Origin of the sequence: Vibrio sp. ER1A (assembly GCF_000733315.1) — a bacterium.
GTDB lineage: Bacteria > Pseudomonadota > Gammaproteobacteria > Enterobacterales > Vibrionaceae > Vibrio > Vibrio mediterranei.
On sequence record NZ_JPJA01000088.1, the window covers coordinates 341129 to 363056 of the forward strand.

General features: G+C 43.6%; 19 protein-coding genes and 2 pseudogenes. 16 read left to right on the forward strand and 5 right to left on the reverse strand.

Features of this window, described 5'->3' with window-relative positions; translation table 11 throughout:
• Window positions 1-77: 77 nt before the first annotated feature.
• The 6 genes from HW45_RS17175 to HW45_RS17200 all read left to right on the forward strand — a co-directional run bounded on the left by HW45_RS17175 (window position 78) and on the right by HW45_RS17200 (window position 8468).
• On the forward strand, window positions 78-1937 hold the full coding sequence (locus HW45_RS17175; protein ID WP_038228453.1) for a glycosyltransferase family 2 protein: 1860 nt from the start codon (window positions 78-80) through the stop codon (window positions 1935-1937).
• Window positions 1927-3243: a DUF3131 domain-containing protein gene (locus HW45_RS17180; protein ID WP_038228454.1), complete on the forward strand. Its 1317-nt coding sequence runs from the start codon at window positions 1927-1929 to the stop codon at window positions 3241-3243. Before HW45_RS17175 ends, HW45_RS17180 begins: the two co-directional genes overlap by 11 nt.
• A gap of 27 nt (window positions 3244-3270) precedes the next feature.
• Window positions 3271-4680 (forward strand): DUF3131 domain-containing protein, encoded by a 1410-nt coding sequence (locus HW45_RS17185; RefSeq protein ID WP_038228455.1) that lies wholly within the window; start codon window positions 3271-3273, stop codon window positions 4678-4680.
• Between the two features lie 11 nt (window positions 4681-4691).
• Window positions 4692-6083: a DUF3131 domain-containing protein gene (locus HW45_RS17190; RefSeq protein ID WP_038228457.1), complete on the forward strand. Its 1392-nt coding sequence runs from the start codon at window positions 4692-4694 to the stop codon at window positions 6081-6083.
• A complete protein-coding gene (locus HW45_RS17195) occupies window positions 6070-7062 on the forward strand; it encodes a hypothetical protein (RefSeq protein ID WP_038228459.1) in 993 nt (330 codons plus the stop codon). Before HW45_RS17190 ends, HW45_RS17195 begins: the two co-directional genes overlap by 14 nt.
• 128 nt (window positions 7063-7190) lie before the next feature.
• Window positions 7191-8468 (forward strand): glycosyltransferase, encoded by a 1278-nt coding sequence (locus tag HW45_RS17200; protein WP_038228461.1) that lies wholly within the window; start codon window positions 7191-7193, stop codon window positions 8466-8468.
• A gap of 56 nt (window positions 8469-8524) precedes the next feature.
• Here HW45_RS17200 and HW45_RS17205 read toward each other — a convergent pair whose 3' ends face one another.
• A complete protein-coding gene (locus tag HW45_RS17205) occupies window positions 8525-8716 on the reverse strand; it encodes a hypothetical protein (RefSeq protein WP_038228463.1) in 192 nt (63 codons plus the stop codon).
• 347 nt (window positions 8717-9063) lie between these two features.
• On the opposite strand from HW45_RS17205, the gene thrS reads away from it, so the two are divergent.
• The 4 genes from thrS to rplT all read left to right on the forward strand — a co-directional run bounded on the left by thrS (window position 9064) and on the right by rplT (window position 12240).
• Window positions 9064-10989, forward strand: a complete 1926-nt coding sequence (thrS, locus tag HW45_RS17210; protein ID WP_031494507.1) for a threonine--tRNA ligase — start codon at window positions 9064-9066, stop codon at window positions 10987-10989.
• A gap of 3 nt (window positions 10990-10992) precedes the next feature.
• Entirely contained in the window at window positions 10993-11544 is a 552-nt protein-coding gene (gene infC, locus HW45_RS17215; protein ID WP_081411588.1) for a translation initiation factor IF-3, read from the forward strand.
• Between the two features lie 106 nt (window positions 11545-11650).
• Window positions 11651-11845 (forward strand): 50S ribosomal protein L35, encoded by a 195-nt coding sequence (gene rpmI, locus HW45_RS17220; protein WP_004401085.1) that lies wholly within the window; start codon window positions 11651-11653, stop codon window positions 11843-11845.
• 41 nt (window positions 11846-11886) lie between these two features.
• Window positions 11887-12240 carry a 50S ribosomal protein L20 gene (gene rplT / locus HW45_RS17225; protein ID WP_004401084.1) on the forward strand — a complete coding sequence of 118 codons (354 nt, stop codon included), beginning with the start codon at window positions 11887-11889 and terminating at the stop codon, window positions 12238-12240.
• Between the two features lie 51 nt (window positions 12241-12291).
• Here rplT and HW45_RS17230 read toward each other — a convergent pair whose 3' ends face one another.
• Window positions 12292-13257, reverse strand: a complete 966-nt coding sequence (locus tag HW45_RS17230) for an integron integrase (RefSeq protein WP_081875846.1) — start codon at window positions 13255-13257, stop codon at window positions 12292-12294.
• A 319-nt stretch (window positions 13258-13576) separates the two neighbouring features.
• On the opposite strand from HW45_RS17230, the gene HW45_RS17235 reads away from it, so the two are divergent.
• From HW45_RS17235 to tnpC, 5 genes and pseudogenes are all read left to right on the forward strand, one after another.
• Window positions 13577-14740 carry an MFS transporter gene (locus tag HW45_RS17235; RefSeq protein ID WP_327196420.1) on the forward strand — a complete coding sequence of 388 codons (1164 nt, stop codon included), beginning with the start codon at window positions 13577-13579 and terminating at the stop codon, window positions 14738-14740.
• Window positions 14741-14860: 120 nt separating this feature from the next.
• Complete coding sequence (locus tag HW45_RS17240) at window positions 14861-15397, forward strand: AAA family ATPase (protein ID WP_038228467.1); 537 nt, start codon at window positions 14861-14863, stop codon at window positions 15395-15397.
• Window positions 15398-15991: 594 nt separating this feature from the next.
• Window positions 15992-16309 carry an IS66 family insertion sequence element accessory protein TnpA gene (tnpA, locus tag HW45_RS17245; protein ID WP_038228469.1) on the forward strand — a complete coding sequence of 106 codons (318 nt, stop codon included), beginning with the start codon at window positions 15992-15994 and terminating at the stop codon, window positions 16307-16309.
• The gene (gene tnpB, locus HW45_RS17250) at window positions 16306-16659 is read left to right on the forward strand and encodes an IS66 family insertion sequence element accessory protein TnpB (RefSeq protein WP_038228471.1); all 354 of its coding nucleotides are present in this window, start codon (window positions 16306-16308) and stop codon (window positions 16657-16659) included. The genes tnpA and tnpB overlap by 4 nt, the downstream gene beginning before the upstream one ends.
• A 59-nt stretch (window positions 16660-16718) precedes the next feature.
• Window positions 16719-18071 (forward strand): annotated as a pseudogene (tnpC, locus tag HW45_RS17255) (IS66 family transposase); the annotation flags it as partial.
• 257 nt (window positions 18072-18328) lie between these two features.
• Here the strand turns inward: tnpC and HW45_RS17260 are convergent.
• Complete coding sequence (locus HW45_RS17260; RefSeq protein WP_038228473.1) at window positions 18329-19453, reverse strand: IS110 family transposase; 1125 nt, start codon at window positions 19451-19453, stop codon at window positions 18329-18331.
• 46 nt (window positions 19454-19499) lie between these two features.
• Here HW45_RS17260 and HW45_RS28870 point away from each other — a divergent pair.
• Window positions 19500-19688, forward strand: a pseudogene (locus tag HW45_RS28870) (transposase domain-containing protein); the annotation flags it as partial.
• Window positions 19689-19830: 142 nt separating this feature from the next.
• Here the strand turns inward: HW45_RS28870 and HW45_RS17265 are convergent.
• Complete coding sequence (locus tag HW45_RS17265) at window positions 19831-20964, reverse strand: permease (protein WP_160171223.1); 1134 nt, start codon at window positions 20962-20964, stop codon at window positions 19831-19833.
• A gap of 208 nt (window positions 20965-21172) precedes the next feature.
• On the reverse strand, window positions 21173-21808 hold the full coding sequence (locus HW45_RS17270) for a recombinase family protein (RefSeq protein WP_038228476.1): 636 nt from the start codon (window positions 21806-21808) through the stop codon (window positions 21173-21175).
• Between the last annotated feature and the right edge of the window lie 120 nt (window positions 21809-21928).

Sequence of the window (21928 nt, forward strand, 5' to 3'; positions counted from 1 at the left end):
TCGATTTCGGCAACAAAGCCGGTGTACACATGAGTTAAATAAGTAGAAAAGCTATTTTCTATAGGGAAGCTAGGCAAATGGACAACTATTTTCAAAAGTATGAACATCGAGTACCACCAGAGCCAGTACCTCACAGTATACCGAGAGAGTTGCTTTATCAATATTTAGCGACATGTAACTTAACACTGGGCATTTGGTATCTATGGTGGCGTTGGACTTATGCTCTGAATATGGATGCGTTGTGGTTCTCACTTCCATTGGCTTTTGCAGAATCTTGTGCATTTATTGGTTCTGTCCTGTTCACTTTTAATCTCTGGAAAACTAAAGATGAACCTAAGAAAGCGCCGCCATCAAACATCAATCAATGTGTTAAAGACTCGGCCGAGGACAGACCGTTAGCGGTTGATGTGTTTTTCCCAAGTTATGATGAAGAGCCAGAACTCGTCAGGCTGAGTATTGAAGACGCGCAACGAATTACTTATCCCCATGACATCGAGATGAAGATCTTCATCCTTGATGATGGTAAGCGTGAGTCGATGAAGGCACTTGCGGAGGAGATGAACGTTGGCTACATCACTCGCGAGGGAAATGTAGGGTTCAAAGCCGGTAACCTTAGAAATGCCATGGAGCAGACTTATGGTGATTTTGTGGTTATCTGTGATGCAGACACCAGACCGCTGCCTACGATTCTAGAGAATACACTCGGCTATTTCCGAGACCCAAATGTGGCTTGGGTTCAAACACCTCAATGGTTCTTTGATTTACCGGAAGGAGTCCGCCTTCCGGTCTGGCTGGAGCGTAAATTTGGTAAAGCTACTGCCGCTCTTGGCAAAGGAGTAGAAAAGTTTTACGGCCCAGTGACCTTTGGCCACGATCCCTTTGTCAATGATCCGCAAATGTTCTACGACGTTATTCAACGTCGACGTAATTGGGCAAACGCGTCATTTTGTTGCGGTGCTGGCTCGATTCATAGACGCGAAGCGGTGATGGAAGCGGCACTAAGAGCATATGCAGAACAGATCACCAAAGAGCAGCAAGACGTTGAAAAGCAGATACGAAAACTGACTAAGGAAAAACAGGTTGATCAATCGATTTCAGACAACCTTAGAAATGAGATTCTGTTTGATACAGAATTTACACCATACAAATTCCACGTATCAGAGGATTTGTACACTTCGATTGTTCTTCACTCAGATACAGAACGAAACTGGCGCTCGGTAATGCACCCGAAAGTAGAAAGTAAAATGCTGTCACCGCAAGATTTGCAAACTTGGACCGTTCAGCGCTTTAAGTACTCTGGTGGATCTATCGACATCTTTATGAACGACAATCCGATATTTAGGAAGGGCCTGAGCTTTAAACAAAAACTGATGTATGGCGCGAGCTTCTGGTCTAACTTATCGGCCGTCTGGAACATCATTTTCCTTGCCTGTCCAATTATCTATTTTCTCACCTCAATTGCCCCCGTTAGTGCTTATGATGTGACCTTTTATTTACATTTCTTACCGTACATCTTAACCGCGGAGATCGCGATGATGGTGGGTACTTGGGGTGTGGCTGGTTACAAAGGTAAGACCAACTTCTTGTCATTTTTTCCGGTTAATTTACGTGCACTGTGGACAGTGCTACGCGGGCGAAAAATCAGTTTCCCAACCACCCCTAAAGAGAGGCAAACAGGTAATTTTGCCAAACTTGTACTGCCTCAAATGGTGGTGTTTGGCTTAAGTCTCTTTTCTATTTTCTATGCCTGGATCGGTTACTACACGGGCTCCTGGGGTGAATATTCCGGTGGCGGTCTAGTGTTCAATACATTCTGGATTCTCAATAACATGCTAGCTATGTGGGGAATGATAGCTGCCGCTTTTTGGGAGCCTCCGAAAGAAGAGAAAAACAAAGAAGAAGTCACCAGCACAGAGGATTTAAAGTATGAAGTTTAAAGACGCATTATTGGCTGCAAGGCACCACGTTGTTTTCATTCTTGGTCTGTGTACTGCATTGGTCATCGCTTTCAATATAGAGACGCGAGACTACGGAAAGGTGTTAGGTAATATCACCTTTGAGGCTCACGAAGAGATCCCACTGAAAGAAAATCGAGTGTTATCTCATGAAGAATTTACTTGGGCGAACACGGCGTGGCGTTACTTTGAAAACAACTACCAGGATAACACGGGTTTGGTGAATTCCGTTGATGGCTATCCGTCGACGACCATGTGGGATACCGCCTCATATTTAATGGGGCTCATTGCCGCAGAAAAGATTAATGTAATTACTGATGAAGTGTTTGAAATGCGAATGCAGAAAGCGTTGCGTTCACTTGCTAGGCTTCCACTGGTTGAGGGCAAGCTACCCAACAAAGCTTACAACACACAAACGCTTGCTATGGTGGATTACCAAAACAACCCGAGTCCAGCGGGCATTGGGTGGTCTGCCATTGATATTGGTAGGATATTAGTGCCATTCAATATCTTGATTTGGCAATATCCCAACTTCAACGCCGATGTAAACAACATTCTGAATCATTGGAAGATTGGTGAAATGCTCATCGATGGATATCTATATGGCTCTAGACCGAACGAGCAAGGCGGTTTTGAGTTAGTCCAAGAGGGGCGTATTGGTTATGAAGAATATGCGTCTAAATCTCTGTTCCTGATGGGACGAGATGTATTTAATTCGATGAAATACATTGATTATCTAGACCTGATTGATATTTACGGCATTGAAATCCCTACCGATAAACGCGATCCAGCTAAGTTCCATGCTCATAACTATGTGGTTAGTGAGTCTTACATTCTTGATGGGCTAGAGTTTGGTTCTGACAGCGTCTCAAAAATCTTTGCGCACCGTGTGTTTAGTGTTCAAGAGCGCAGATATGATGATACTGGTGTGGTTACTGCAGTCAGTGAAGATAACGTCGATGAGCCACCTTATTTCGTTTACAACACGGTCTTTTCTGATGGTAAAGAATGGAACGCAATTTCAGATGATGGTAAAGACCAGTCGCACTTAAAAACCCTATCTACCAAGGCTGCCTTTGGTTGGTATGCCCTGTATGAGAATGAATACACGGATTTGTTAATCAGTGAGGTATCGCCCCTGTTCTCAGAAACCAAAGGGTGGTACTCGGGTCGTTACGAAGTTGATGGACGACCTAATAGAGCTATTACCGCGAACACCAATGGCATTGTCTTAGAGTCACTAGCCTACATAGAAAACGGACCATTATTAAGCGTAGGCGCAAAATAAGGACAGGGTAGTATTAGGGAGAATAACATGCGCTATTTGACAACGTTATGTGTTGCGCTTGCAGTGGCTGGCTGTGGTAATAAATATAATCAGTTTTCCGACGATATTGTTGAACGTAAAAGCCACTGGAGCATTCCACAGGCTCGACAAGGTGAGCTTACCGAAAAAGAAATGGATATGGCTCGTATTGCTTGGAAGTACTTCGAGAATAATTATCAAGAGCCAACAGGTCTGGTGAATGCGGTAAATAACTACCCATCGGTCACGTGGTGGGACGCGGCGTCCTACCTAGCGGGTATGGTGAGTGCGTACGAGTTAGGAATTATTGAGAAAGAGGAAATGGACCGTCGATTGATTGCCTTTATCGGCACGTTAAATCGATTGGACCTATTCCGTGGTGAATTACCTAACAAGGCTTATAACACGCAAACTGCAGCCAAAGTAGACTACGGTAACCAACCAGGGGAAATCGGTTATTCTGCCCTCGATTTAGGTCGATTGCTTATCTGGTTGTATATCGTCAAACATCGTTATCCAGAGTATGCGACCGGTATCGACCAAGCGATTCTGAGGTGGAATTTCTGTAATGTCGTTGATGAGAACGGCACTATGTTTGGCGCGTTGCTGGAGAAAGACAAACCTGTTCAGTATCTGCAAGAGGGTAGATTGGGTTATGAAGAGTATGCTGCCAAAGGGTTCCAGCTCTGGGGGTTTGATACCAGTCAAGCCTCTGACCCACAGCCTTATGCCACCATCAATTTATATGGCTATGACGTCCCTTACGATACTCGAGACCCCAGAAAGCTCAAAGCGCATAGTTACGTCGTAACGGAAAGCTATGTTTTAGATGGCATTGAGCTAGGGTGGGACTTGACCGACGATAGGACAGGACATAACTACACCTATACCAATGAATGGATGGCAGAGTTCGCCTTGCAAATCTATCGTGTACAAGAGGAGCGATATAAGCAAACTGGTATTATCACTGCGCGTACCGAGCACCAATTAGCAGGGCCTCCATACTTTGTTTATGACACCATTTATACCGACGGCTTTGCTTGGAATACTATTTCTGAGAATGGTGAATATCTACCACAGTTCTCAGCTGTAGCAGTAAAAGGTGCGATGGGGATGTGGGTTTTATGGGATACAGAGTATACCGATCTGCTGTTTGATCATATTTCTCACCTTTACGATAGAGATAAAGGGTTTTACGAGGGTATTTTCGAGAATGGTACCGGTCGTATCAATACCTTCACTTCGAACAATAATGGCATCACCTTAGAAATTCTGCTCTATAAACAACAAGGAAAATTACTCAAGTATCATGAAGATATAGCACCGAGTTTGTGGGAAAAAGCATTGGAATCACCTTTTGGTTATGAAGGGCAGTGCTTGCCACGCAAGAACTATAAAAAGAAGAAAAATAAGTCTTAGGGGCGCATCGAATGCAAAGGCTGGTTGTTTTGCTTTTAGTTCTGCTTCTACTTTATGCCTGCGGAACCATAGTTCAAGGTGTAAGTTCTGGTGTTGAAGCAATCAATACTTCTCAGACATTTCGTCAGGGGCGTTACGGTAAGCTAACTGAACAAGAGTTGGCTTGGGCAAGTACTGCCTGGAAATACATTGAGAACAACACTCAGCTTCAAACTGGATTAGTTAATGGCATCGACAACTACCCATCAACCAATATGTCAGGCATTGCCGATTATCTATTCGCCTTGCTCGCAGCGAAAGAGTTCGAGTTTATCTCAACCAAACAATACGACGAACGACTCACCTTAGTACTGACTTTTCTTAATGACATGAACTTGAGCATGGGACAAGTTCCGCACAAGGTTTATCACACCCAGACGGGACAGAAAGTGGATTATGGTTTGCAACCTAGTGATATTGGCTGGTCCTCGTTAGATACTGGGCGTTTACTTATTGCACTCGCCATCGTTAAGCAATTCTCTCCTGAATTTACCGAATACATTGATAAAGCAGTATTACGCTGGAACTTCTGTGAACTTATCAATGAAGATGGTGAGTTGTTCGGAGGCGCAATATATGGCGGCAATGTGACCCGTTACAAAGAGGGGCGTTTAGGCGTCGAAGAATATACCTCTTATGGTTATTTAGATTGGCAAGTTGTGCCTTACAAAGCGATGCGAATTGACCCTTATGATGTCGCGACAATCTACGGTATTGATCTGCTTTTTGATGGCAGAGACCCCAGAGACTTTGACGTCCTAAGACCCGTCTATAGCACCCCTTACTTATGGATGGGGCTAGAGTTTAATTGGGACAAGATTTCAGATACCAGTACCAACGATGCGAATCACTCTGACCAGGTAATGTCTGCGATGGCAGACTCTCTCTATTTAGTACAAGAAGCGCGTTGGGATGTCGATAGAATCTATACTGCACGAGGTGACCATGTAGTAGCTGGCGACCCTTATTTTGTTTATGACGCGGTCTATGCTTTGGGTACTCCATGGATAACGTTAGCTGAAGATGGCAGCTCTCATGATTTGCTTGCTTTGGTATCGACTCGTGTGGCTTTTCAAATGTGGGCGTTATGGAAGACCGATTATACCGACCGCTTGATGGTACTCGTGCGCGAACTCTACGATCCGCAACGAGGTTGGTATGAAGGCCGTTATGAAAGAAATAGTAAGTACGAAAAGAGTATCACGCTTAAGACCAATGCCGGAGTTCTAGAAGCCTTACTGTACAAGCAGAAAGGAAAGCTCTATCAACCATCGAGAACACGAGAATACCGAGACGTACAGTTTGACTCACGTTTCTATCATCCTGGTAAGTGTTTAGTGGAGACGTTTGATGACTACAATTAGATTTCTGCTGTTGGTGTTACTGCTTTCCTTTACCACCGCTATCAGTGCACGGGTTCAGGAAGTTGAATTAAGGGTATTTAGTCAGCCGACCTTGCTGGCTGGTAACGGAAGATTCAAACAAGCAGCGGAACAATATCATAGACTGAGTCTGCAAATTTTAGCCTCTGAAGCAAAACTAGGCACTGAAAAGATGTGGCAATACGCGGGTCTTGCGGAGGCACTAGCCACGGTGTGTGCCAACTTGGACAATGACCCTAAAGCTTACGAGTATTGGGCAAATAGTGTGCGTTATTTACTGACAGGAGGGACAGAATGGTCTCAAATGCAGCAGTATCTTCATCAGAAAAATGAGCAAGCAAATACTCAACTGCTCACCCAAATGCAGACGTTTGATGTTGCTGGTGGCTATGACCAATCGTGGGAAAATGATGCGGCAGTCCTACAAGTTTGGCAGGAAAAACTCAATCTTTTCGCGTTCTCTGGTCCCAAGATTGGCCTAAAATCTACTCGAACACAGGCAAGCTTACCATCGAGCACGCCACCCCCAGTAGTGACTACGCAGACTGTTCCGGGGCAAAAAAGACTAAAAGGCATAGAATCGAATTTTTCCCAATCTCAAGGTTTTGTGCCGACACCGGCATCACAACCGAACGACACCCCCAAAGGCACTAATAATGCAGCCCCAACCTCGTCTAGAGCAGCGGTGACTAATCGTCATTTGATTCAAACTTCACCAGTGCCAGCTGAAAACTCGGCTACGATAATCGCGACGCCCATTGATGAATTTGATTACGAAGCCGCAGAACGGGATGAAATTAATGCTTTGGCTAACGAAGCTGATTTAGGCGACTTAAGCAATACGTCGAATACGGAGCGACAAGTGCCTCGCGCCAACATAGGAGCAGAGAGCAGTTCTGGCGTTGAAGCCGTGCAAAGAAGGAGTTTTGCTCCAGTGCCAGTTGAACCATCCAATCAGTAAATCATGCTGTTCGAAATTGCTTGTTTGAGTTGCGCCTAGATTACGCCAACAATGACTTGGGACAATTATTTGAACTCAGTTCCATAAATCCTAGTCTGCTTTTGTTTCCAACAACTAGGACAGGGATCATGGCTAGCAATCGAGACCTTCAGCAGGCAGCTGCGCTTCTTCGAGATTCAAATCCGAATTTTGACCTTACCAACAATCACCAACAAAAAGATTTGTTGCACTTAGCTGAGCAATTGGACTCTCTGAGCAGTTTGTCTGTTGGCGATTTAAAACAGTTAGCGATAGAAGAGCAAGCGCCGTTGGAGTATCGGCTAGCGGTTAAACTGGTCGCTTCAAAGCGCTATGTGCGAAAGATCAAGACACCACTACGTATTGGCGTTGTCTTTGCGATGTGGGGGGAACATAACCGCTTAAACCCCAAAACGGAACAAAACCCTAACGGTGAAGATTCACTGCGGATGAAAGTAGAACAGCTGTCTTGGATAAGTGCGAACAGTTGTATTGATTGGCTTTTATATCCCGTGGACGATGGATGCCCTCATGATAGCGCTGATATTGCGAAAGGAATTGTTAAGACCACAGAGCAGCCCAATAAGGTCACGGTGCTTAAACTGTCGGAACATTTGGATACAGATGATGGACCGTTAGCTAATCTGCATAGTGTTGACGACTCTCGTAAAGGTGGAGCGATTGTTCTTGGTTGCCAAAAGGCCATAGATGAGGGCGCAGATGTCGTTGTTTATACCGATGCCGATAACTCAGTTCATTTAGGGCAAATAGGGTTGTTGCTAGAGCCATACTTAGAACAGGCCAAACAAGTGGTTTTGGGTAATCGCAAGCATCCAGAATCGATTTTGGTCAAACAAGAAGAGCGTTGGGGCATCGGCATTAAGACTCTACGTCATATGCAGCGCATGATAGGGGAGCAAATATTCTCTCAAGGTATTAAAGATACTCAGGCGGCATTTAAGCTTTATTCTCGTGATGCGCTGCAAGTTATCCTTCGTAATCCAACAGTGTATGATTTTTCATTTGATACCGATTGGATCTTGGCCGCGATGGAATACAACAAGCCGATTACTACCGTACCATTTGCCTTTATTGATTCAGCGGCAGAGTCTGCCTCGATTGTGCAAGGTCCAATGACAACGTGGTATACGCTGTTAGAAGGGTTGGTCAAAGCGGCAAGGGCTCGTCATGCGTCGTACAGTCGTGATATGGCGAAGGTCTTTGATGAGGAGATTCATTCCCACAAAGATCTAGAACTGTTAATTGATATTCTGCCAAAACAGCTTGCTGAAGTCGATGACAAATCGTTGGGTGATCCTGCCATCATGTCGCCTAACGAGGTAAGAGCCTGGATACAGCAAGCGAGGTACGCTAACGCAAGCTCGTGACTCACGCAGAGTGATGATGTTAAAAAGGAGGCCTGGTCGCCTCCTTTTTACTTCTCTTATTCGATGACTTTCACGCCGGATATTCGAGTGCCATTAGCAAGCATAATGATGGCGGTGGAATCATCATGATTTTGGTCGAGTTGGTTTTCCACTTCGATAACTTCGCTGCCTAGCGATAAGTGCCCTTCACAATATACGGTAGAATGCCCATCCTGATTGAGTTTGACGTAATATTCTGAATGGTCCATAAGAAGTCCCTTTTTCCAACATACCTAATATATAGATTAGAAGCTATTGATGTGAAATCAAAGATTCACATAACGAGAATGAGGCTACAACAGCAGGAATTTACGAGGTATGCCATGCAGTGGGAGAGAGGCAAGCTATCGTTGTTTTATTAAACATGTCACATTTCTGATTGTTATTTCTTGAGCTTTGTTTACAATGTTCGTTCGCTTTGGCTGGTGCATCCGTATTTGCATCAAAATAAGCAGATAACACAATGAAATCGCGGCAGTTTTCACTTCACTGAAAATTGCTAACCAATAAAACATGTCTTGCTTGGTGTGCAAGACCACTGTAAATAGGATACTACATGCCTGTAATTACTCTTCCTGACGGTAGCCAACGTCAATTTGATAACCCTGTTTCTACAATGGATGTCGCTCTTTCAATCGGTCCTGGTCTTGCGAAAGCAACCATCGCTGGTCGTGTAGATGGCGAACGCGTAGATGCTTGTGATTTAATTGAAAACGATGCGAGCCTAGAAATCATCACGGCGAAAGACGAAGACGGTCTTGAAATTGTTCGCCACTCTTGTGCTCACTTACTTGGTCACGCTATTAAACAACTGTACCCAGATGTGAAAATGGCAATCGGTCCTACGATCGACAATGGCTTTTACTACGATATCGATTTAGAACAGTCTCTTACTATGGAAGACGTTGAAAAAATCGAAAAACGTATGAAAGAGCTAGCAAAAACCAAGTATCAAGTTATCAAGAAAAAGGTTAGCTGGCAGGAAGCTCGTGACACATTTGAAAGTCGCGGCGAACCATACAAGATGGAAATCCTAGACGAGAACGTTTCTAAAGACGACCGTCCAGGCCTTTACCATCATGAAGAATACATCGATATGTGCCGTGGTCCTCATGTTCCTAACATGGGCTTCTGCCAACACTTCAAACTACTGAACGTGGCTGGCGCATATTGGCGTGGTAACAGTGACAACAAGATGCTTCAACGTATCTATGGTACTGCATTCCACGATAAAAAAGCGCTTAAAGCGCACTTGACGCGTCTAGAAGAAGCGGCAAAACGTGACCACCGTAAAATTGGTAAGCAGCTGGATTTATTCCACATGCAGCAAGAAGCACCGGGCATGGTGTTCTGGCACCACAACGGTTGGTCTGTATTCCGTGACCTAGAAGTATTCATTCGTGAAAAACTGACTGAATACGGCTACCAAGAAGTAAAAGGTCCTCTAATGATGGACCGCGTTCTTTGGGAACGTTCTGGTCACTGGGACAAGTACGCAGATGCAATGTTCACGACTTCATCAGAAAACCGTGAATACGCGATTAAACCAATGAACTGCCCAGGTCACGTTCAGATCTTTAACCAAGGTCTTAAATCTTACCGTGATCTACCGCTACGTATGGCTGAGTTTGGCTCATGTCACCGTAACGAGCCATCAGGCGCACTTCATGGCATTATGCGTGTTCGTGGCTTCACACAGGATGATGCACACATCTTCTGTACTGAAAGCCAAATCCAAGACGAAGTAACCTCTTGCATCAAGATGGTTTATGACACATACAACACGTTTGGTTTTGATAACATCGTGGTGAAACTGTCGACTCGTCCTGAGAAGCGTGTAGGTAGCGATGAAATCTGGGATCGCTCTGAAGAAGCATTAAAACAATCTCTTGAAGCAATGGAAATTCCATTCGAGATTCAAGAAGGTGAGGGTGCGTTCTACGGTCCTAAGATCGAATTTACTTTATATGATTGCCTAGATCGTGCATGGCAATGTGGTACAGTTCAGCTAGACTTCAACCTACCGGGTCGTCTAGGTGCTACATATGTGGATGAAAACAACGAACGTCAAGTTCCTGTTATGATTCACCGTGCAATCCTAGGTTCTCTTGAGCGTTTCATCGGTATTCTTATCGAAGAATACGCTGGCTTCTTCCCAACGTGGTTGTCGCCAGAACAAGCTGTTATCATGAATATCACTGACAAACAGTCTGATTATGTTCAAGAAGTAACACAAAAACTGCAAAAAAGTGGAATTAGAGCCAAAGCGGACTTGAGAAATGAGAAGATTGGCTTTAAAATCCGCGAACATACTTTGAAGCGTATCCCGTACATGCTTGTTTGTGGCGACCAAGAAATGGAAGCTGGAGAAATTGCAGTACGTACACGTAAGGGTAAGGACCTAGGCAAGTTTAAAGTGGATGACTTTATCTCATACATCCAAGCCGAGGTTTCTAGCCGTAAGCTCAATCTGGAGGAATAAGCTATTAAAGGCGGAAGACGTGGCCAACAACCGGCCAAACAAAACCAGCACCGTTTAAACGGTGAAATTCGTGGCGTTCGTGAAGTTCGTCTAACAGGTGCAGATGGTGAATCTGTTGGTGTCGTATCGATTCAAGAAGCACTAGATGCAGCTGCAGAAGCTGGTATGGATCTCGTAGAGATCAGCCCTAACGCCGAGCCACCAGTCTGTCGTGTGATGGACTACGGCAAGTTCCTCTTCGAGAAGAGCAAAGCTGCGAAAGAGCAGAAGAAGAAGCAAAAGCAGATTCAGATTAAGGAAGTAAAATTCCGTCCTGGAACTGATATTGGAGACTATCAGGTAAAACTACGCAACCTGACGCGTTTCCTAGAAGACGGCAACAAAGTGAAGGTAACAATTCGCTTCCGTGGCCGTGAAATGGCTCACCAAGACATTGGTGTCGACGTTCTAAATCGTCTGAAAGAAGATACTGTAGATTTAGCTGTAGTAGAATCTTTCCCGACTAGAATCGAAGGTCGCCAAATGATCATGGTATTGGCCCCTAAGAAGAAGTAATTAAAGGCTTTACAAGTAAGAAAACCCAGCTGTTTTCTGAACAGCTGGGTTTTGTTCGCCCTAATTACTATTGTTTAATCAACTCAACAATGCGGAGTTATTCATCATGCCTAAGATGAAAACCAACAAAGGTGCTGCTAAGCGTTTTAAGAAAACTGCTGGTGGTATTAAGTACAAGCACGCTACAAAACGTCACATTCTGACTAAGCGTACTACTAAGAACAAGCGTCAGCTTCGTCCAAATGCAATCCTTCCTAAGTGTGAAGTGGCTGCAGTTGTTCGTATGATGCCATACGCTTAATTCTTTTTAGTTTATCAATCGTTTAGTTTAGGAGAGACATAATGCCTCGCGTAAAACGTGGTGTACAAGCTCGTGCACGTCATAAGAAAGTTCTAAAACAAGCTAAAGGTTACTACGGTGCACGTTCACGTGTTTACCGCGTAGCTTTCCAAGCAGTTACTAAAGCTGGTCAATACGCTTACCGTGACCGTCGCAACAAGAAACGTCAATTCCGTCAACTGTGGATTGCACGTATCAACGCTGCATCTCGTCAAAATGGTCTATCTTACAGCCGTTTCATTAACGGTCTTAAGAAAGCATCTATCGAGATCGACCGTAAGATCCTTGCTGACATCGCGGTATTCGACAAAGCTGCATTCGCAGTTCTAGTTGAAAAAGCGAAAGCTGCTCTTTAATTAGCAGTTAGGTCTATGTAAAAGGGGAGCGAAAGCTCTCCTTTTTTGTATCTAAAGAATATTAGATAACGGACTTTTCACGCCACTCGCTCCTCGGTTAATGACGTGCGTGTAGACCTGCGTAGTTTTAAGGTCTGTATGTCCCAATTGTTCCTGCACTGTTCTAATATCTGCGCCACTTTCCAGTAAGTGAGTTGCAAATGAATGTCGCAACGTGTGACAGCTAACCTGCTTTTCTATCCCCGTCTTTTTTACCGCAGATTTCAGAGCTTTTTGCACGCTCGACTCATTAATATGGTGTCGACGAATCAAATCAGAAGTAGGGTCGATAGACAGCCGAGCAGAAGGAAACAGAAACTGCCAGTTGAGCTCTTTGTTTGAGTTTGGATATTTGGTCGCCAATGCATTGGGGAGCCACACGCCGGAATAGTCACTCTGCTTAACATCTTGCCTCCAAATGCTCTCAACGTGTTGCTGCTGTCGCCGTATCGCCGGGAATAACTCTCTCGCTAACGTCACTACTCGATTCTTATTTCCTTTCGCTCGCCATATTCTCAACGCACCATAATCAAAGTCGATATCGTGATATCTGAGCCGAAGGCACTCCATAAGACGTAGTCCAGAGCCATACATGAGTTGTGCTGGCAATAAAAAGCTCGGCGGCATACTTTCAAGCACTTTACTCACTTCCTTTACTGTGAGGACTGTAGGGAGCTTTTTGCTCTTATTAGACTTCTTAAAGCGCATATTGACGTCTATAGGGTCATGAAGGATATGCTTATATAAAAACACTAGCGCGTTGAGTGCTTGATTCTGAGTTCGCATGGCCAAGTTACGGCTAGTGATCAAATAGGAAAGAAAATCTTCTACCTCCGCAGTACCCATTTCCTTTGGATGCTTTTTATTGTGATAAACAATGTACTGAAATATCCAAGAGAGGTAGGCGTCTATTGTCCTTTCCGAATAGTGCCTCGCTCGCATAAAGTCACGAATGTAGTTCAAAAACGGGGATTTCATAACTTACTCCGATACTGTGTTTATGTACAGTTATTAAGTCTAGGTAAGATTTGAGGACTTATACGGAAAATTTCCGCATTTTGTGATGTGCAACAAGGCTAATAATACTTAATCTACTGATTTTCATACACTAATGATCTAACATGGTCAGATTCTATGTTATTAGAAGGCGGTAGCGTGTGCGGAAGTACGGAAATAATCCGTCTATAAAGCGTTATGAATATCTGCAAAACTAATCAACTAAGGAAAAAACATCAAAAAGCTCATATCTTCTCTCGCAATCTATAAAGGACTGCCTGCAAATATCTACTTTTTAGCTATAGCTCGAATGATTTTAGGAATGGGGAATTTCATCATTCCTTTTCTTGTGCTGTTGTTAACCGAGAAGCTCGGGTTTTCAGTCACTGTCGCAGGTTCACTAGCAATGATGGTTACCGCAACATACCTTGCAGGTAGTTTCTTAGGTGGGAAGCTATCTGATAATTTTGGTCACAAAAAAACAATGGTCGTTGGTGAGTTTAGTGGTGCAATTTTACTCATAGCATGTGGCTTTGTAACTGATACTGGCTTCTTGGTCCCGATATTATTGTTTTGCGCTTATTTCTTTATAGGCATTGCGCTGCCTGCTAGCAACGCTTTAGTTGCTGATTTATCAAATACTGATAATCGTGATGCTGTAATGTCGTTAAGTTACCTTACTTACAATTTGGGATCTGCTATTGGACCTGTTATAGCGGGCTACTTATTCTGGAATTACACACAATGGATATTCTGGGGAAATGGTTTAGCTGCTTTGTTTGGTGTGCTCATAATCTGGCGATTTGTAAACAGCACGCGAAATTACGAGAAAAGTACATCTAATGAACTCGAAAAACCTTTGGATGGATCTGTATGGCGCATTCTTTCTGAAAGACCGAGACTGATTGTGTTTACTTTACTGTGTGGGGCTCTTTGGTTCGCTCTTAACCAAATGACTATGGCTAGTCCACTATTTTTAAGTCACATATTTGCCGAGAAAGGCCCCATTATCTTTGGTCAATTAATGACGTATGCCTGTATAGTTGTCGTTATTGTTACACCATTATTAATGAAAGCTACATCACAGAAAACAGAGGTTGTCAGCTTAGCCTATGCAGGGTTACTTTTTGCTAGTGGGTATGCCCTAATTATGGCTTTCCCTACTATTCCAGTTCATTTCTTTGCTTGGTTTTTCTTAGCCGCAGGTGAGGTACTGTTACTGACCAAAGAAGGTGTATATTTAGCAAACAATTCACCATCAAGTCACAGAGGTCGCATACAAGGTGTGTTAGTGACTCTAAGAAGCCTACTTATTATGCCTAGCTTTATTGTTGTAGGTTATCTGATAGACAGTTTTGGATATAACTTCACTTGGTTTAGTATCATTTCCTGTGCCTTGCTAGCATCTATCGGCTTCTATTTGATGACTAAGAGCAATCGAAAAAGCAGTACAGTCTTGGCGTGAAAAATTCATAACAAACGCTTCAAGTGCGATTCGTAAACGTGTGCCGAACTCGCTATCGCTCAAACATGGCACACGTTCACTCACGCCTTAAGCGGGCGTTAACCGTCTATGGAGTTTTATTTGAACAATCGAGTTATTTTTACAGGTGGACCTGGGTCAGGTAAGACCTCAGTTATCGAACTGTTGTGTCAGATGGGTTATCAAAGCGCACCAGAAGTTGGGCGTAAAGTTATTCAAGCCCAAGTAAAGTCGCAAGGTAGTGCATTACCTTGGTTGGATAAGACTGCATTCCGAGACGAAATGGTTCTTGAAGAAATCAACAATTACGAGAATTTTGGTGATACTGAAACTACGCTTTTCGATCGAAGTATTATCGACTCTTATGGGTACAGTAAACTTGAGTGCATACCTATTTCGGAACTCTTGTTAGCTAAATGTGGTGAATTAGAATATTGCCGTAAAGTTTTCATTTTTCCTCCTTGGGAAGAAATCTATGAAAATGATGCTGAGCGAAAGCAAGATTTTAATGAGGCGGTTGCGACATATCATGAAATGGTGAGCGCTTATACAAAGTTTGGCTATGACTTAATTGAAGTTCCAAAAGCATCAGTTAAAGAAAGGGCACAGTTCATCGTTAATAAATTGATCGACGGCTAACAAGGGGTTTTGCGCCCATTTCAGCGAAAAGTCTAACGTGAGCCCTCAGCCCTTTATTTATAGGGCTGAGGGCTACAGTGTATTTTCTTTCTTAGCCCTCTGAAATGTGAACATATGACAGAATCGGTTGATGATCACTAAACTAACTTAAGGACAGAGCTCGAAAATGGATAAATGTGTATCATAGCCCCCCTAAATTAGTAATTTATTAATAACTAGAATTATGGAGAATAGCTTAAGCTAGGGTTCTGCATTGACAATACAAATTAAAGGCGCTTTGATCTTGGATGCTTAAGCCCAATTAACTTTGGAAAGCAACATCTCGCTTTGTGATTGTCCTGTCTGGCTGGAGCAGATCAAACACAAAGTATAAGTACGACATGAGTTTACCGTGAAAAACCTCTATGCATCATGTGCAACAGTTACTTTGAGGGTCACTCATTCTTCGTCATTACAATGCATAAGTTGGAAAGACTTACACTATGCTCAAAGCACTCAATAAATTAACTGAAAAGTAAGCGCGTCATAAACCCCGCATTCTAATCGTTTTGCGCGAGTAATAAGATCAGGTCTTCAACCACAAGGAGATTTGAAATGGCAATTCGACGCACAAACCAAGAATGGGAAACTCTTCTCGAACGCTATGAGCACAGCAACATCACTCAACGTGCTTTCTGTGAACAGCACGGACTGAGCTTATCGACGTTCTTCGCAAAACGCCGTCAACTTCAGTCGACAACTCAATCAGCGCCTGTCGGATTTGTTAGAGCAGAAGTCGTCGAAAAGACAACCAAGTATCAAGCTCAAATAGCAACGGCTAACATGACACTGCTCGTCAATGATGTTGAGCTGAGTATTCCACAAGGCACGCCAGCCACTTATCTAGCAGAACTCATCGGTGCGCTATCATGAAACGTATGCTCAGCGCTCCAGAGATTTATCTGTATCGTGAGAGTGTCGATTTTAGAAAGTCGATCAATGGTCTTGCTGCGATTATCGAAAGTGACACCGATTTACCTCTAGCAAGCGGCGCACTGTTCCTGTTCACCAATAAACAGCGCGACAAAATCAAAGTCTTGTACTGGGATAAAACAGGCTTTGCTCTTTGGTACAAACGCCTCGAAAAAGCCAAATATAAGTGGCCTACAAAAGAGAAAAATGAGGTGTTTAGCCTGACTCAATTCGAGCTTGATAGACTACTTTCTGGCTTCACGATTATCGGCCACAAACCCGTTCGAATAAACGATTTCACAATGACTTAAACGATAATAAAGCCTTATCCACCAAGCGTTAGCGGCATGATTTTAGTATAATAAGTGCCATGAAAAAGACGCCAAATATCAACCCAGAAAGTCAAGATGTTGCTGAGCTACAAGCGATGGTGAAAGCACTGATGTCGGAGAAAACTGAGTGGAAGCAAGAGCGTCAATCTCTACTTGAACAACTCAAGCTTGCCTTTGACCGCCAGTTCGCTAAACGCTCGGAGGCGTTAAAGCCTTACGATGAATCTCAAGGTGACCTCTTCAATGAAGTGGAATGTGAAGCCGCTAAGGAAGAAGAGGTTGAGGTCACGACGACCACCACAACGAAGAAACGCGGTAAGCGTAAGCCTCTTCCAAAAACCTTGCCTCGTGAGGTTATCGAACTCGATTTAGACGACCATGAAAAACAGTGCGCATGCTGCAAACATAGTCTGCATAAAATCGGTGAAGACCGCAGTGAAAAGCTAGAGTTCTCGCCAGCGGTACTCAAAGTGCTGGAGTATGTTCGTCCTAAATATGCTTGTCGTCAGTGTGAGCAAACTAAAGACAAAAGCCACATCGTTCAAAAGCCAGCGCCGCAAAGTATTATCCCTAAAAGCTTCGCGACAGAAAGCTTGCTGGCCAATATCATTCTTGGCAAATACCAATACGCGATGCCACTGTATCGCCAAGAGTCACTGTTTACCCAGTCGGGTATCGAGCTGTCACGAACTACTATGGCAAGGTGGATTATCCAAGTCAGTGAGAAGTTCGCACCGCTTTATGCGGCCTTGAAAACGCACCTACTCGAGCAAGTGGTGGTTCAGGCGGATGAAACACCACTCAATGTCCTCAAGGAAGATAAGCAATGCTACATGTGGCTCTACTGCTCAGGCGCAGACTCGCCAGATGCCGCACTTCCTAACGTGAAAAATATCGCCTTGTATGACTATCAAAATAGTCGCGCGAGGGCGTGCCCTGTTGCCTTCTTGGGGGATTACAGTGGTTATCTTCAAACCGATGGCTATGGTGCTTATGATGGGCTTCACCAAGTGACCAATGTTGGCTGCTTGGCACATGCACGTCGCAAGTTCATGGATGCTAAGAAGCTTCAAGGTAAAGGCAAGTCAGGCAAAGCAGATAAAGCGCTGGCCAAAATCCAGAAGCTCTATGGCATAGAATCCCGCTTAAAAGGTGCGTCTGTCGAGACACGAAAAGCAGAACGCCAACAGCACGCCAAGCCAATACTGGATGAGTTGTACGAATGGATGACGACTCAACAAGTGATAGAGTCTAGCCCGTTGGGTAAAGCGATAAAATACACGCTCGGCCAATGGCCGAAGCTCATCCGCTATATCGATGACGGTCACTTATCGATAGACAATAACCGTGCTGAACGTGCAATTAAACCGCTGGTCATTGGCAGGAAGAACTCTTATGACCTTTTTCAAGTTTTTCGACAAAACCTCTCTCTCCTCTGTGAGATGAGGCATATTATCAACGCTAGAATTGCCTGAAAGTGAATCAGCAATAGCTTGGGTTATACATACTCTTATTCGGGGATCTTTAGCCCCTACATGGTTTTCGTAATGAGTTTACCTCTATCTGGCTGCTAGTATCTAACCAAGTGGTCGACTTAAATTTTTGACGAGGATTACTCACCTTGAGCTTCTTCACTTTCAGGCAAATTTTATGCTCTCTTATTCAGGCTTTGTGTGGTCACAGCAATATCCCACATAAAGCCAAGCAATTCTCTGGCGACAGCTGTAATGGCGACTTGTGATTTCTTTCCCTTAGCAACCAAGCTTCGGTAGCGAAAACACAGCCTTTGCTGGGCCTTCCAAGAAATATCTTTAGCCTCTTGGCAGACACTGTCCGGGCGATAAGTCACTAGCCAATTACCGACCTTGGCATTATTTCGATAAGCCCATGCGGCCTCATACAGCAACCGTCTTAACTCAACATTACCAGCTTTGGTAATTCCAGACTTGCGAGTAGTACTCCCACTCGAGTGCTCACCAGGTATCAAGCCAAGGAATGCCATTATTTGCTTGGGATTAGTAAATCGAGAAAAGTCTCCGAGCTCAGCTACTACAGAGATAGCAATAGTGCGCCCAACACCTTTCAAAGCTTGTAGTTGATTGACTAGGTTATACAGCGACCAGTTGGGGAGTAATCGATCAATCTCTTGGTCTAGTTGCTCTATTCGATTCTCAATTTGTTCTAAGCTCTGTCGATAATGTTCATAAGCAATTTGCTGAGAGGCGATTGGGAAAGATTGATTAGCTAGCCATATTCGATGACGAACAGTCCACATTTTTTTCTCGTACCGCTTCCCTGTCCTCAGGAGAATGCTCTGTATCCTTTGCTTCGCGACCTTGGTATCTTTCTTTGCACAACTTCTGGCTCTAATAAGATCACGCATAGCTTCATGTGTCATGTCTGGCACCCAAACTTCAACCAACTCGCCAGCTCTTAATAAACGCGCTAGAGCAACAGCATCTCGATGGTCATTTTTGATCTTGTTAGTCGATATTTTGGGAATTCTGGAAGGCGCCACAACAGTACAGTCTATATTCATGCTGAGTAGCAATCGATAGAGACCATAGCCAGTAGGTCCCGCTTCGTAACAGACAAGAATTGTGCCGTGGAGTTTGATGATCTTCTTCATCAGCCGAATGACGGCATCTTTCGCTGAAGAAATATTTCCATAGAATCGAACTTCCCCTTGGCGTTCCGGATTTGCAACCGCAACGGCAATGGTGTCCTTGTGTACATCTAGCCCAATGTAAGCAGAGTAGTTGACGGATTTCATATTGATGACCTCCAAAAACGCACCATAGGTGAGTCTTAGTATATAAGGTCATACCATCTGGTTGTTCTCGAACACACCAAATGGTGCTGATGCGAGTGCGATGCTTTACAGTATCGTCGAAACTGCAAAAGCCAACGGCCTTATCCTCTACGACTACATGGTCAAGTGCATGAAAGAGTTGGCAAAAGCAGAGCCAGATATCGATGCACTCCTACCTTGGAACTTCAAACATTAACAATATCGCCCCGTGGGTTCATGGGGCGGATACACTGAAAAAGGTATAGCTGAACGTTTAAAAGACGAATGGTGTAGCTAACGTGGACGCGTAATAAGCTGAATTAAATAACATAGCCTTAATCCAGCTCCATATTAGGGCTTTAATGCATATCCATTTTGCCTTTCACCCAGGCCCAAAGTGCAACAGGAATAAACAACAAGTTTAGGAAGCTCGTGTAGTTCCACTGTATCTCCATCTTCGCAATATGTGCATTACGTGGTCCTTTTGGCATCATGTCTGCCTGAAGAAAAATCAGGTCAAGCATGAGCGCAGTAAGTACAATACAAAAAAACAGTACAGAACTATAACGTATTGCTGCAGCCCAGCCATAGTAATTGGCATACTGCTTGATCATTGGCAGTGTAATTATGTCAGCGAGAATAAAAGCCATGACACCACCGAAAGAAATCCCGCCAGCCCAAAGTACCGATGCTAAAACAATATTGCCCACAGAACAGACAAACGCGAGAATGGCAATAATCGGCCCAATAATGGCATTCCAAAGGAGTACGAGCCAGCTTGGATGTGTAATATCATCTGGTGTCATAAACAAGGTAGCCCACCAACTAGCCGGAATGACAACAGCCAACACCGCCGCAATAACCAAACCGATTAAAATATCCTTACCAACCATTCCCAATTCCATACGAAAGCTCTGGCAGATACGAGTGATAGCTGTAGAGTTTGTGTGGATCTGGTTAATACCGTCACTACTATGAGAATCTGAGTGCTTCATATGTACATTGCAATTTCCCTCCGTGGTAGTAGCATTATTTTGTTCTTTACTCTCAAGTGATGTGCGCATTCTATTAATCGTTTTAGTCTTCACAAATATTGGCAATATCATGGCCAATAGTAATACTAGCAATATACCACCTAACAGTTCTCCAACCACGAATTGCCATCCCATTAATATCCAAATAACAAACATGATCTCAAGTACTAAGTTGGTAGAAGACACAAGAAAGGCACTACTCACCGGCAAGCTGGCACCTTTCTGGAACAGTGACTTACTCATAGAGGCTGCGGCATAGGAGCATGAGGAAGACACCGCACCAAAGAAAGTAGCGAGTCCAAGACTTCGAGCATTTGTGATGCCCAACTTTGATTGAACCTTTTTGGTTGAGACAAGCGTTTGGATGGTTGCTGAAAGTAAAAACCCCAAACATAACGCCCAAGCCACACTCCAAATCATAGTGGCTATACTTTGCAGTATGGTGAGTACTATATTCATATTTGTACCTAGTTTAATATATAGTTCCATCTAATCCCTAGTATAGATGGAATCTAAACTAATTGAAGTCAGCTATTATTAATAATGCAGGGCAACAAAACACAAAAAAGTAATAAATTATAGTTCTTCTGTTCAGGTACTCGGTCATGTAGGGTAAATTCTTGTTTAAGAGAGAAAGCAGTCCAATGGAGTTAAAGCGTTATGCTTCTTATCCCTGTGAACGTTCGTTTGCCAACTTTTTAGCCACTCGTATTACTGTACGACCCGAAACATTGGTGAGTTTAGCAGTATCGCTAATACTGAGCTTATTGATAACTCGAAGCTGATAGATTTTTTCGTGTAGTTCTGAGTCTGCTTGTCGTCCTCTGTATTTACCTTCCTCTTTGGCTTTCTTAATTCCTTCAGCCTGACGACGACGGCGATCTTGGTAGTCTTTTCTTGCGATAGCAGCTAGCATATCCATCATCATGCTATTTATTGCTTTGATCATCGAGCCGGTAAACTCATCGGTGATTTGGGGAGAGAATGCAATATGACTGGTTGGCAAATCTAGGCTAATCACTTTGAGTTTTTTCCTGTGCAGCATTTCTTTCAATCTGAACCAACTTTTCTCATCTAGGCGAGAGAGCCTGTCTATTTGTTCAATGACGATTGCATCGCCTTTTGTTGCATCATCAAGTAAACGAAGAAGTTCGGGTCTTTGCAGAGAAGCACCTGATTCATTTTCAATATACCATCCAGCTATACGAAACCCTTTTTCCTGTACAAACTCCTGTAAGACGTTCTGTGCTCGTTTTGCATTTTGGTCGCTTGTTGATGCTCTAAGGTAGCCAAAGATGTACATAATCTGTCCTAAGTGACATTTAAGTTATGATCTAACGTGATGTGTCATATAGGTTATGACAAATATATAAAAACTGCCACTTTTACTCTATGATCATAGGGTATACTTTATTGTCATACG